We start from the raw sequence: 14,184 nt of genomic DNA, 5'->3' as shown, positions 1-14,184 counted from the left end.
GATGCGCGGGCGAACGGCCACCGGGTGCTTGCGGTGGTACGGGGCTCGGCGGTGAACCAGGACGGTGCCAGCAGCGGTCCTGACGGTGCCGAACGGTCCCTCGCAGCAGCGCGTGGTCCGCGCGGCGTTGGCGAACGCGGGTGTGTCGGCGGCGGATGTGGACGCGGTGGAGGCGCACGGTACGGGGACGACGCTGGGCGATCCGATCGAGGCCCAGGCGCTGCTGGCCACGTATGGGCAGGGGCGTGGCGAGGGACAGCCGCCGCTGTGGTTGGGCTCGCTGAAGTCGAACATCGGGCATGCGCAGGCGGCGGCGGGTGTGGCCGGTGTCATCAAGATGGTGCAGGCCATGCGGCACGGGGTGTTGCCGCAGACCCTGCATGTGGACGAGCCGTCCTCGAAGGTGGAGTGGTCGGCGGGTGCGGTCGAGCTGCTGACGGAAGCGCGGGCGTGGCCGGAGCTGGAGGACCGTCCGCGTCGGGCGGGTGTGTCGTCGTTCGGGGTGAGCGGGACGAACGCGCACGTGATCCTGGAGCAGGCGCCGGAAGTGGAGTCGGCGGAGACGGTCGACGGCGCGCCGGTGGCGGTGCCGTGGGTGGTGTCGGGCCGTGGTGCGGAGGCGTTGCGGGGGCAGGCGACGCGGCTGCTGTCGTATGTCGCCGGTGACGCGGAGTTGTCGCCTGTGGATGTGGGCTGGTCGCTGGCGTCCGGGCGTGCGGTGCTGGAGAACCGTGCGGTTGTGGTGGCCGGAGACCGGGATGAGCTGGTGGCCGGGCTGGGTGCGCTGGCCCGGGGCGAGGAGGCTCCTGGGCTGGTGACGGGTGCTGCTGCGGGGGCTGGCGGCCGGGTGGTGTTCGTCTTCCCCGGTCAGGGGTCGCAGTGGGTGGGGATGGCGGTGGAGTTGCTGGATGCTTCGCCGGTGTTCGCGGAGCGGATGGCGGAGTGCGCGGCCGCGCTGAACGCCTTCGTGGACTGGGACTTGGAGAGTGTGCTGCGGCAGGCTCCGGATGCGCCGTCGCTGGACCGTGTCGACGTGGTGCAGCCGGTGTCGTGGGCGGTGATGGTGTCGTTGGCGGTGCTGTGGCGTTCGTACGGCATCGAGCCCACGGCCGTCGTGGGGCACTCGCAGGGCGAGATTGCCGCGGCCTGCGTCTCTGGTGCGCTGTCGTTGGAGGACGGTGCGCGAGTGGTGGCGTTGCGGTCGCAGGCCATCGCGGGCGGTCTGGCGGGTCGTGGCGGGATGGCGTCGGTGGCGCTGCCGTTGGCCGAGGTTGAGGCCCGGTTGGAGCGGTGGGCGGGTCGTCTGGAGGTGGCCGCGCTCAACGGCCCGACGTCGGTCGTGGTGGCCGGTGAGCCGGAGGCGCTGGATGAGCTGGCGGCCGAGTGCGAGGCCGCTGAGGTCCGTATTCGGCGTATCGCGGTGGACTACGCCTCCCACACTTCACACGTCGAGCTGATCGAGGACGAGTTGGCCAAGGTGCTGGCGGACGTGCGTCCGCAGACCTCGCAGGTGCCGTTCTTCTCGACGGTGACGGGGGAGTGGCTGGACACGACGGAGCTGGACGCCGGGTACTGGTACCGGAACCTGCGGCAGACCGTGCGCTTCCAGACCGCGATCGAGATGCTGGCCGAGCAGGAGTACGCGGCGTTCATCGAGGTCAGCTCGCACCCCGTCCTCACCATGAGCGTGCAGGACATCGCCGACTCGGCCGTGGTCACGGGCACGCTGCGGCGTGACGACGGCGGGCTGGACCGGTTCCTGACCTCGCTGGCCGAGGTGTGGGTTCAGGGTGTGGAGGTGGATTGGGCGCGGGCGTTCGAGGGCGCGGGTGCGTCGGTCGTGGATCTGCCGACGTATGCGTTCCAGCGGCGTCGTTATTGGCTGGACGCCCCGGTTGGCGATGGTGTGGTTGATGGGATTGAGGCTGGTTTTTGGGAGTTGGTTGAGGGTGGTGATGTGGCGGGGGTCGCTTCGGCGTTGGAGGTGTCGTCGGAGGAGTCGTTGAGTGGGGTGTTGTCGGCGTTGTCGTCGTGGCGGCGGGGGCGTCGTGAGCGGGAGCGGTTGGAGGGTTGGCAGTACCGGGTGGTGTGGCAGCCGGTGGCGGTGGAGTCGTCGGCGCGGTTGTCGGGCGCGTGGCTGTTGGTGGTTCCGGCCGGGGTTGAGGGCGTCGCCGCCGTGGCGGAGTCGGTGTCGGGTGCGCTGACGCGGGCTGGTGCCCAGGTCGTAGCGCTGGAGGCCGAAGCCGGTGGCCAGGAGTGGACCGAGCGCGTGGCGGAAATTGCGGATGCAGGGCCCCTGGCGGGGGTGGTGTCGCTGCTCGCGCTGGACGAGTCGTCGCATCCGGTCGGCGGAGGCGTATCGGCGGGGCTCGTCGGAACCCTGGGCCTGACCCAGGCGCTCATCGGCGCCGACATCGACACCCGGCTGTGGTGCGCCACCCGCGGTGCCGCGCTGGTGCACCGTACCGAGCAGCTGACGGACGCGGCGCAGACGCAGGTGTGGGGCTTCGGCCGGGCCGTGGCGCTGGAGCACCCGGACCTGTGGGGTGGTCTGGTGGATCTGCCGGAGACGGTGGACGCGCGTGCGGGGGAGCGGTTGTGCGCGGTGCTGGCGGGCGTGGGCACCGAGGATCAGGTGGCGGTGCGGTCCTCGGGGGTCTTCGGACGGCGGCTGGTGCGCGCCGGAGGGGCGGCAGGCGCCGAGGGGGGCTGGCAGGGCAGCGGAACCGTGCTGGTGACCGGGGGCACGGGTGCCCTGGGCGGTCATGTGGCCCGGTGGCTGGTGGACCGCGGGGCCGAGCATCTGGTGCTGACCAGCCGTCGCGGTCTGGACGCACCGGGGGCGGTCGAGCTTCAGGCCGAACTGTCGCAGGCCGGTGTCGGGGTGACGGTCGCGGCGTGTGATGTGGCCGATCGGGGCGAGCTGTCGGAGCTGCTGGGCTCGCTGGGCGAGCTGCCGCCGCTGACCGGCGTGGTGCATACGGCCGGGGTGCTGGACGACGGCGTCGTGGAGGGGCTGTCGCCGGAGCGGCTGGCGGAGGTGATGCGGCCCAAGGCGGAAGCGGCGCGCCACTTGGACGAGCTGACGCGGGACCACACCGAGCTGTCGTTGTTCGTGATGTTCTCCTCGATGGCGGGCACCGTCGGTGCTCCGGGGCAGGGCAACTACGCGGCGGCGAACGCGTACCTCGACGCCCTGGTCGAGCAGCGCCGGGCCCTCGGCCTGCCCGGCACGTCGGTGGCGTGGGGGCGTTGGGGCGGCGGTGGCCTGGCCACCGGGGAGACCCGCGAGAAGTGGACCCAGCAGAGCGGGTTCGAGGCCATGCACCCCGAGGACGCCCTGGTCGTCCTGGACCAGGTGCTGGACCGCGACGAGGGTTGCGTCGCGGTGGCCCACATGGACTGGCAGCTCTACGCCCCGCGCCTCGCGGCCGTCCGTCCCGCGCAGCTGATCGGGGAGATCCCCGAGGCGCGCCGTGCCCTGGAGGCGGCCGACAGCGCCGCACCCGCCGGGCCCGGGACGGCGGGCGACTCGGCCACCGCACTGCGGGAGCGGCTGACCGGGCTCTCCCCGGCCGAGCGCGGCCACGTTCTGCTGGAGCTGGTACGTACCCACGTGGCCAGGGCGCTGGCGCACCCCGACGCCGATGCCATCGCCCCCGAACGGGCCTTCAAGGAGCTGGGCTTCGACTCGCTCACCGCCGTCGAGCTGCGCAACCGGCTGCGGGCCGCCACCGGTCTGTCGCTGCCCGCGACGCTGGTGTTCGACTACCCGAACCCCCTGGCGCTGGCGGAGAACCTCCGGGAGCTGTTCTTCCCGGGCGGTGGCGAGGACGCCGACGCGGAGTCCCAGGACACGGGGGTGCGCGAGGCACTGGCGACCATTCCGCTGGCCCGGCTCCGCGATGCGGGCCTCATGGACATTCTGCTGCGGCTGGCCGATTACGGAAATGCCGCGGCCTATACAGGAGACGAGGGCGAAAAGGAGACGGTCGACGAGGAGTCGATCGACTCGATGGACGCCGAGAGTCTGCTCCGCATGGCATTCGAAAACGTCGATTCCTGAGCCCAGAATCCTGAGCCCAGAGTCCTGGATACGGAATCCGGTTCGAACGCCTCCCCCTTCTTTCCCCTTGACCCACGCGTGGAGTTCGCAAATGAGCAGTACGTCTCCTGAGAAGATCCTTGAAGCGCTGCGTGTTTCCCTGAAGGAGACCGAACGTCTTCGGAAGGAGAACCAGCAGATCACCGCGGCGGCCCGGGAGCCGATCGCCATCGTCGGCATGGGGTGCCGGTTTCCCGGCGGGGTGAAGACCCCCGCGGAACTGTGGTCCCTGCTCGCGTCCGGCACCGATGCCGTGTCCGGATTCCCCACGGACCGCGGCTGGGCGGATGACCTGTACGACCCGGACCACACCCGGCACGGCAAGTCCTATGTGCGGGAAGGGGCGTTCGTCGAGGGCGTCACCGATTTCGACGCGGCCTTCTTCGGCATTTCTCCGCGCGAGGCCCTCGCGATGGACCCGCAGCACCGGATACTGCTGGAAACGGCGTGGGAGGCACTGGAGCGCGCGGGCTACGATCCCCTTTCGCTCAAGGGGAGCCGTACCGGTGTTTTCGCGGGTACGAACGGCCACGACTACGGCCGCATGCTGCGCGAGATCCCCGAGGAGCTGGAGGGCTACCTGGGCACGGGCAGCTCCGGGGCGGTGCTCTCGGGCCGCATCTCGTACTCCCTCGGTCTTGAGGGCCCCGCGGTCACCGTGGACACGGCGTGCTCGTCGTCGCTGGTGACCCTGCACATGGCCGTCCAGGCGCTCCGTAGCGACGAGTGCTCGCTCGCCCTCGCGGGCGGGGTGAGCATCATGACGACCCCCGGCGCGTTCGTGGAGTTCAGCCGCCAGAACGTCCTGTCGCCCGACGGCCGCTGCAAGGCGTTCGCGGACGGCGCGGACGGCACCGGCTGGGGCGAGGGCGCCGGGATGCTGCTGCTGGAGCGGCTGTCGGACGCGCGCCGCAACGGCCACGAGGTGCTGGCTCTGATCCGTGGTTCGGCGGTCAACCAGGACGGCGCGTCCAACGGCCTGACGGCGCCGAACGGCCCGTCGCAGCAGCGGGTGATCCGTCAGGCGCTGGCGAACGCACGCGTGTCGGCGGCGGACGTGGGCGCGGTGGAGGCGCACGGTACGGGGACGGCGCTGGGCGACCCGATCGAGGCACAGGCCCTGATCGCCACGTACGGGCAGGGACGCCCCGAGGACCGGCCGCTGTGGCTGGGGTCGCTGAAGTCGAACATCGGGCACACGCAGGCGGCCGCCGGTGTGGCCGGTGTGATCAAGATGGTGCTGGCGCTGCGCCACGGGAGCCTGCCGCGCACCCTCCACGTGGGCGAACCGTCGACGCAGGTCGACTGGTCGGCGGGCGCGGTGAGGGTGCTCGCCGAGGAGCAGGAGTGGCCGGAGTTCGACGGCCGTCCACGCCGTGCGGGTGTGTCGTCGTTCGGGGTGAGCGGGACGAACGTCCACGTCATCCTGGAGCGAGCACCCGAGCCGGAGCCAATGCAGAGGGCCGAAGGCGCGCCCGTGGCGGTGCCGTGGGTGGTGTCCGGCCGCGGCGCCGACGCCCTGCGGGAGCAGGTGGCACGGCTGCTGGCCCGGGTCGAGGGCGATCCGGAGCTGTCGCCGGTGGACGTGGGCTGGTCGCTGGCGTCGGGCCGGGCGGTGCTGGAGAACCGCGCGGTGGTGACGGGCGGCTCGCGGGAGCAACTGGTCGCCGGTCTGGGCGCGTTGGCGCGCGGTGAGGACGCCCCGGGCGTGGTGGCCGGTCCGGGCGCGGCCGGCGGCGACGGCCGGGTGGTGTTCGTGTTCCCGGGCCAGGGCTCGCACTGGGTGGGCATGGCGGTGGAACTGCTCGATGCCGCACCGGTGTTCGCGGAGCGGATGGCGGAGTGCGGCCGGGCGCTGACCGCGTTCGTGGACTGGGACCTGGAGAGTGTGCTGCGCCAGGCGCCGGGCGCGCCGCCGCTGGAGCGCGTCGATGTGCTCCAGCCGGTGACATGGGCGGTGATGGTGTCCCTCGCCGCGCTGTGGCGTTCGTACGGGGTCGAGCCGTCGGCCGTCGTGGGCCACTCGCAGGGCGAGATCGCCGCCGCCTGCGTCTCCGGCGCGCTGGCGCTGGAGGACGGCGCCCGGGTGGTGGCGCTGCGGGCGCAGGCCATCGAGCGGAGCCTGTCCGGCCGCGGCGGGATGCTGTCGATCGTCGCGTCGGAGGAGTGGGTACGCGAGCGGATCGAGCCGTTCGGCGACCGGCTCTCGGTCGCCGCGGTGAACGGCCCGAACGCCGTGGTGGTCTCCGGCGACGCCGACGCGCTGCGGGAGCTGGGCACGGTGCTGGCGAAGGCGGGGGTGATGCGGTGGAACGTCCCCGGGGTGGACTTCTCCGCGCACTCGGCCCATGTCGAGTCGCTGGAAGGCGAGTTGGCGGAGATCCTGGCCGGTGTGGAGCTGCGGGCCTCGCAGGTGCCGTTCTACTCCACCGTGACGGCCGGTCCGCTGGACACCGCCGAGCTGGACGCCGGGTACTGGTACCGGAACCTGCGCCAGCCGGTGCGCTTCCGGTCCACCGTGGAGGCGCTGGGCGAGCGCGGTTACGGCACGTTCATCGAGGTCAGCCCGCACCCCGTCCTGGCCATGGGGATCCTGGAGACGCTGGAGAGCCCCGAGCGGGCCGCCCCCGTGGCGGTGAGCACCCTGCGGCGCGAGGACGGCGGTCTCGACCGGTTCCTGACCTCGCTGGCCGAGCTGTGGGTGCACGGCGTGGACGTCGACTGGAAGCCCGCCTTCGCGGACACCGGGATGTCCCGGGTGGAGCTGCCGACGTACGCCTTCCAGCGCCGCCGCTTCTGGCTGGAGAACACCACCGCGACCAGCGGCGACGTCACCTCGGTTGGCCTGCTGGCCGCCGAACACCCCCTGCTCGGCGCGGCCGTCGAGTCCGCGGTGCAGGGCGGTCTCATCTACACCACGCGGCTCTCGCTGACGACCCAGTCGTGGCTGGCGGACCACCGCATCGACGATGTGGTGGTGCTTCCCGGCTCGGCGCTGGTGGACATGCTCACCCACGTCGGTGAGCAGGTGTGGACACCGGTGGTCGAGGAGCTGACCCTGTCCGCGCCGCTCGCCGTCCCCGCCACCGGCAGCACCGTCGTCCAGCTCACGGTGGGCGCGCCCGACGACCGGGGCCGCCGCTTCGTACGGGTCCACTCCCGCACCAGCACCGGAACCGGCACCGAACAGGACGGCTGGAGCGAACACGCCGCGGGCACCCTCGCCACCTGGGACGACGGACGGGACGCCGACCCGGCGGCCCCGGACCTCACCGCATGGCCCCCGCAGGGCGCGGTCGAGACGCCCGTGCCGCAGGTGGCCGGTGTCCGGGCCGCGTGGGCGGCCGAGGGAAGCGTCTACGCCGAGGTCGGCCTGCCGGAGTCCGCGGAGGGCGACGGCAACGCCGACCGGTACGGCGTACACCCGGCGGTGCTGGAGGCGGCGCTGCACCTGATGGCGCGGCTCGGCCTCGTGCTCTCCCCGGCCACGGACGGTGGGGAACGGCTGCTGGCGCACACGTGGGCGGCCGTACGGGCGCTCGCCAGGGGGGCGCGGTCGCTCCCGGCGTGTGCCTGACCCCGACCGGCCAGGACACGGTGGCGGTCAGCGCCGTCGACGACGCGGGGGCGCCGGTGCTCGACATCGGCGCGGTGGGCCTGCGCACCGTGTCGGCGGACGAACTGTCCACCGCGGCACGGTCGTTCACCCATGAGTCGATGTACCCAGGTGGACTGGGTCGAGGTCGCGGGCGTCGCGACGTACCCGGTGGACCACTGGAGCACGTACGAGGACGTCATGGGCGGTGACGTGGCGCTGCCGCCCGTCGTCGTGTACGAGCCCGGCAGCGGCGAGCCCGGCAGCCCGTTGCCCGAGCGCGTGCACACCGTCGGGCAGCGGATGCTCGAGGTGCTTCAGGGGTGGCTCGCGGACCCGAGGACCGCGTCGTCCCGGCTCGTCGTGGTGACGGGCGCGGACCCCGCCGGTACGGAATCCGAGCTGGTGGCCGCCCCCGTACGCGGGCTGCTGCGCTCCGCCCAGGCGGAGAACCCGGGACGGTTCGCCCTGCTGGAGGCCGACCGGGTCGACACCGAGACCCTGCGCAGGGGGCTCGCGGCCGGTGCGGAGGAGCCGTGGGTCGCCGTCCGTGACGGCCGTACGTACGTGGCCCGGCTGCGGCGCTCGGAGATCGCCGCCACCCCCGCCGCCGACCTGGGCCTGGCCGGTGGCGCGGCACTGGTGACCGGCGCCACCGGGGGCCTGGGGCGGCTGGTGACCCGTCACCTCGCCGAGGCGCACGGCGTGACCGAAGTGGTGCTGGTGTCCCGCTCCGGGCAGGACGACGCGTGGGCCGCCGAACTGGCGTCGCTGGGCCTCTCCGTACGGATGGTGGCCGCCGACGTGGCCGACCGCGCCGCCATGGCCGACATCGTGGCGTCGCTCGGCGAGCGGCTGACCGCCGTCGCCCACGCGGCGGGCATCGTCGGAGACGGCCTGGTGACCACGCTCGACCCGCAGCAGTGGCATGCGGTGCTGCGGCCCAAGGTCGACGCGGCGTGGCATCTCCACGAGCTGACCGCCGGGCTCGACCTGCGCGCGTTCATCCTCTTCTCGTCCGCCGCCTCCCCGTTCGGCGGCGGCGGACAGGGCAACTACGCGGCGGCCAACGGCTTCCTGGACTCCCTGGCCCGGTACCGGCACGCCCACGGACTGCCCGCCACGTCCCTGGCCTGGGGGCTGTGGGGGCCCGAGCTGGGTGGCATGGGCGGACGGCTGCGGGACGTCGACCTGGCCCGGGTGGCGCGGGAGGGCATTCTGCCGTTCTCCGCCGAACAGGGCCTGGAGCTGCTCGACATGGGCCTCACCTCCGGGCGGCCCACCCTCGTTCCCATCCGGCTGGACCTGCCCGGGCTGCGCCGCAGCGGATTCATCCCGGCCGTGCTGCGCGACCTGGTGCCGCACACCACCCGGCGCGCCGTCACCCGGGACGACACCGGGGCGGCGGCGACGGATCGGGTCACCCTGGCCCGGCGGCTGACCGGACTGTCCCCGGCGGACCGCCACAAGCACCTGCTCGACCTGGTGCGCGACAGCGCCGCCAAGGTGCTCGGGTACGCCTCGGGCAAGGCCGTCGACCCCCACCAGCCCTTCAGGGACGTCGGGTTCGACTCGCTGACCGGTATCGAGCTGCGCAACCAGCTCGCCGCCGCCACCGGCCTCGCGCTCCCCGCCACCCTCGTCTTCAACTACGCCACGCCCACCGCACTCGCCCGCCACCTGCGCACCGAACTCCTCGGCGCCACCGAGACGGCTGTGGTGCCGGTGGCTTCGGCGGTCGCCGCCGACGACGACCCGATCGTCATCGTCGGCATGGGCTGCCGCCTGCCCGGCGGAGCCTCATCGCCCGAGGAGCTGTGGCGCCTGCTGGCCTCCGGCGACGAGACGGCCGTCCCGTACCCGGCGGACCGGGGATGGGACATCGACGGCCTCTACGACCCGGATCCCGAGCGCAGCGGCAAGAGCTATGTGCGCGAAGGGTCCTTCCTCCCGGACGTCGCCGACTTCGACCCCACGTTCTTCGGGATCGCCCCGCGCGAAGCCGTCTCCATGGACCCGCAGCAGCGGCTGCTGCTGGAGACCGCGTGGGAGGCGATCGAGCGGGCGGGCATCGACCCGGTCTCGCTGCGCGGCACCACGACCGGTGTCTTCGCGGGGACGAACGGCCAGGACTACAGCGCCCTGCTCCAGCGCGCCCCCGAGGAGTCCGAGGGCTACCTGGCCACCGGCATCGCGGCCAGCGTCGTATCCGGCCGCCTCTCGTACACCTTCGGTCTGGAAGGCCCCGCGGTCTCGGTGGACACCGCGTGCTCGTCGTCCCTGGTGACCCTGCACCTGGCGGCCCAGGCGCTGCGCAACGGCGAATGCACCCTCGCCCTGGCGGGCGGCGCGACCGTCATGACCACCCCCGGGCTGCTGGTGGAGTTCAGCCGTCAGCGCGGCCTGGCGCCCGACGGCCGTAGCCGCGCGTTCTCGGACGCCGCGGACGGCATGGCCTTCGGCGAGGGCGCGGGCATGGTGTTGCTGGAGCGGCTGTCCGACGCCCGCCGCAACGGCCACCCGGTGCTGGCGGTGGTGCGTGGTTCGGCGGTCAACCAGGACGGTGCGTCCAACGGTCTGACCGCGCCCAACGGGCCCTCGCAGGAGCGGGTCATCCGGGCCGCGCTCGCCAACGCGCGGATCACGGCGGCGGATGTGGACGCGGTGGAGGCGCACGGTACGGGGACGACGCTGGGCGACCCGATCGAGGCGCAGGCGCTGATCGCCACGTACGGACAGGGGCGCGCCGAAGGGCAGCCGCTGTGGCTGGGCGCGCTGAAGTCCACCATCGGCCACACCCAGGCCGCGGCGGGCGTGGCCGGTGTCATCAAGATGGTGCTGGCCCTGCGCCACGGGGTGCTGCCGCGGACGCTGCACGTGGACGTGCCGTCCACGAAGGTGGACTGGGACGCGGGCGCGGTCGAGCTGCTGACGGAGGCCCGTGAGTGGCCGGAGGTCGAGGGCCGTCCGCGGCGTGGTGGTGTGTCGTCGTTCGGGGTGAGCGGTACGAACGCCCACGTCATCCTGGAGCAGGCGCCCGAGGCGGAGCCGGTGCGGAAGGCCGACGCCGCGCCCGTGGCGGTGCCGTGGGTGGTGTCGGGCCGGGGCGCCGAGGCGCTGCGCGGCCAGGCGGCGCGGCTGCTGGCCCATGTCGAGGCCGACGCTGAGTTGTCGCCGGTGGATGTGGGGTGGTCGCTGGCGTCCGGGCGGGCGGTGTTCGAGAACCGTGCGGTGGTGAGCGCGGGTTCGCGTGAGCAGCTGGTGGCCGGGCTGGGCGCGCTGGCGCGGGGCGAGGAGGCTCCCGGACTGGTCACGGGGATGGCCGCCGGGGCGGATGACCGGGTGGTGTTCGTGTTCCCGGGTCAGGGGTCGCAGTGGTCGGGCATGGCGGTGGAGTTGCTGGATGCTTCGCCGGTGTTCGCGGAGCGGATGGCGGAGTGTGCTGCGGCGCTTTCCGGGTTCGTGGAGTGGAGCCTGCTGGATGTGGTGCGGGGTGCGTCCTCGCTTGAGCGGGTTGATGTGGTGCAGCCGGTGTCGTGGGCGGTGATGGTGTCGTTGGCGGCGCTGTGGCGTTCGTACGGCATCGAGCCCGCGGCGGTCGTCGGCCACTCGCAGGGTGAGATTGCCGCCGCGTGTGTGTCTGGTGCGCTGTCGTTGGAGGACGGTGCGCGGGTGGTGGCGTTGCGGTCGCAGGCCATCGCCGGTGGTCTGGCCGGTCGTGGCGGGATGGCTTCCATCGCGCTGCCGTTGGCCGAGGTGGAGACGCGGCTGACCCGGTGGGCCGGGCGGCTGGAGGTCGCCGCGCTCAACGGCCCGACCTCCGTCGTCGTCGCCGGTGAGCCGGAGGCGCTGGACGGGCTGGTGGCCGAGTGCGAGACCGCCGAGATCCGTATCCGCCGTATCGCGGTGGACTACGCCTCCCACACCTCACACGTCGAGCTGATCGAAGAAGAGCTGGCGCGGGTGCTGGCGGAGGTCCGTCCGCAGACCAGCGAGGTGCCCTTCTTCTCGACGGTGACCAATGAATGGCTGGACACGACGAAGCTGGATGCCTCGTACTGGTACCGGAACCTGCGGCAGACCGTGCGTTTCCAGTCCGCCATCGAGACGCTGGCCGAGCAGGAGTACGGGGCGTTCGTCGAGGTCAGCTCGCACCCGGTGCTGACCATGAGCGTGCAGGAGGTGCTGGAGGGCGCCGCGCGCACGGCCACCCCGGTGGTGGCGGGCACGCTGCGCCGGGACGACGGCGGCCTCGACCGGTTCCTGACGTCGCTCGCCGAACTGTGGGTCCAGGGCGTGGACGTCGACTGGACGCGGGCCTTCGCGGACACGGGCGCGACCGTCGTGGACCTGCCCACGTACGCCTTCCAACGCCGCCGCTACTGGCTGACGTTCGACGCCGCCGCCACCGGGGACATGGCCTCGGCGGGCCTGCTCCCGGCCGAACACCCCCTCCTGGGCGCGGCGGTGGAGCTGCCGGACACGGACGGGATCGTGTTCACCGGGCGGCTGGCCGCGCAGGGACACTCCTGGCTCACTGCGGCGGAGGAGCACACCGCCGCGACTGCTGCCCGGAACGGCCTTCGTGGAGCTGGCCGTACGCGCCGGGGACGAGGTCGGGTGCGACGTGCTGGAGGAGCTGACCCTCCGTACCCCGCTGGTGCTGCCCGCCCGGGGCGGCGTCCAGCTCAGGGTGAGCGTGGCGGAGCCGGACGCGGCGGGCCGCCGTACCTTCGGCGTCCACGCACGGCCCGAGGACGAGGCGTACGACACCCAGTGGACCTGCCACGCCACGGGCGTGCTGGCCGCCGGCGGCGGTGTGGCGGCGGACTGGGACCTGGTGGCCTGGCCGCCCGCGGGGGCGGTCGCGGTGGAGACCGACGCGTTGGACGGCCTGTGGAAGGGCGTCGACGGCGAGGTGTTCGCCGAAGTGGGCCTGGCCGAGGAGCAGCAGGCGGAGGCGGCTCGCTACGGCCTGCACCCGGCGCTGTTCGACGCGGCCCTGGACGCGGCGCGTTATGCGGCAGATACCGGGCCGCTGTGGCTCCCGTCCTCCTGGCGCGGGGTCGCGCTGCACGCGTCCGGCGCCTCGGTGCTGCGGGTGCGGATCAGCGGTGCGACCGGGGAGCCGGACACGTTCTCGGTGGCGCTCGCCGACGCGACCGGCGCGCCCGTGGCCTCGGTGGACGAACTCGCCCTGACCCGGCTGGACCCCGAGGCGCTGCCCGCAGGCCAAGAAGCCGGCCAAGGGGCCGTACGTACGGTGACGCGCGGCCGCCCGGCCCGGCGGACCGCCGCCGCGTCGGCCGGTGCCACGGACGAACCGGCGCTGGTGCGGCGGCTGGCCGGGCTCGGGCACGCCGAGCAGATCGGGGTGCTCTCCGACCTGGTGCGCGCCGAGACGGCCGCGGTCCTCGGGCACGCCGAGCCCGGGACCGTGGACCTGCACCGCGGCTTCTTCGAGCAGGGGTTCAACTCGCTGATGTCGGTGGACCTGCGCAACCGGCTCAGCGCGGCGACCGGGCTGCGGCTGCCGACCGCGTTCCTCTTCGAGCACACCAAGCCGACCGCCGCGGTCGACCATCTCCAGCGGGAGCTGAGCGGTTCCGGCGAGTCCGAGGCGTCCGGGGCCGGTGGCATCGAGGCGATGTTCCGGCAGGCGTACGCCACCGGGAAGTTCACCGCGGGCAACGACCTGATCATGGCGGCCTCGAACTTCCGGGACGCCTTCGACGCCGCCTCGGCGGCCGAGCACCTGCCCGAGCCGGTCCGGATGGCCGTGGGCGAGGCGCGGCCGGGGCTGTTCTGCCTCCCGGCCGTGGTGGCGACGGCGGGCCCGCAGCAGTACACGCGGTTCGCGGAACACTTCCGGGGCCACCGGGACGTGACGGTGCTGCCCCAGCCGGGCTTCCTGTACGGCGAGAACGTCCCGGCCGACATGCATGCCCTGGCCGAGCTGCACGCGCAGTCGCTGCGGCGCGCCGCCGGGGACGAGCCGTTCGTACTCCTGGGGCATTCGGCGGGCGGGCACATCGCGCACGCCGTGACCGAGCACCTGGAGAGCCTCGGCACCCCGCCCGCCGCCCTGGTGCTGCTGGACGTGCCCTGGCCGGAGGACGACGAGACCAACCTCGAGGTCGCGGTGTCGGCGCTGGGCGTGGTCTTCGACCGCGAGGAGAAATTGGGCGGCGGCATCATGAACGACACCCGGCTGACGGCCATGGGCGGCTATCACCGCATTCTGGGCCAGTGGCAGCCCGAGCCCATCAAAACCCCCACTCTGCTGGTGCGTGCCACCGAGCCGGTACCGGCTCCCTCGGGCGCTCCGGAAGACGCTCGCATGCTCAATGTCGAGTGGAAGTTGAGTCATACGGCACGGGAAGTGCCGGGCGACCACTTCACCATTGTGGAACAGCACGCGAAGAACACTGCGAGCGTTGTCGAGAAGTGGCTCGAAGAAATAGGCTGAGCCGACGAATTACGA

Annotated in this window: 2 protein-coding genes and 2 pseudogenes; all 4 read left to right on the top strand. The window is 73.0% G+C overall.

Annotated features, from left to right (window positions below; all coding sequences use genetic code 11):
* Window positions 1-4,066 (top strand): annotated as a pseudogene (locus SSOG_RS55985) (type I polyketide synthase); the annotation flags it as partial.
* A gap of 91 nt (window positions 4,067-4,157) precedes the next feature.
* On the top strand, window positions 4,158-7,682 hold the full coding sequence (locus SSOG_RS51040) for a type I polyketide synthase (RefSeq protein ID WP_050799868.1): 3,525 nt from the start codon (window positions 4,158-4,160) through the stop codon (window positions 7,680-7,682).
* A 558-nt stretch (window positions 7,683-8,240) separates the two neighbouring features.
* Window positions 8,241-12,122: pseudogene (locus SSOG_RS55980) on the top strand (type I polyketide synthase); the annotation flags it as partial.
* A gap of 163 nt (window positions 12,123-12,285) precedes the next feature.
* Window positions 12,286-14,169 (top strand): thioesterase domain-containing protein, encoded by a 1,884-nt coding sequence (locus SSOG_RS50290; protein WP_009715039.1) that lies wholly within the window; start codon window positions 12,286-12,288, stop codon window positions 14,167-14,169.
* Window positions 14,170-14,184 lie beyond the last annotated feature (15 nt).

Source organism: Streptomyces himastatinicus ATCC 53653 (assembly GCF_000158915.1).
Lineage (GTDB): Bacteria > Actinomycetota > Actinomycetes > Streptomycetales > Streptomycetaceae > Streptomyces > Streptomyces himastatinicus.
This window is presented reverse-complemented; position numbering and strand designations above follow the sequence as displayed.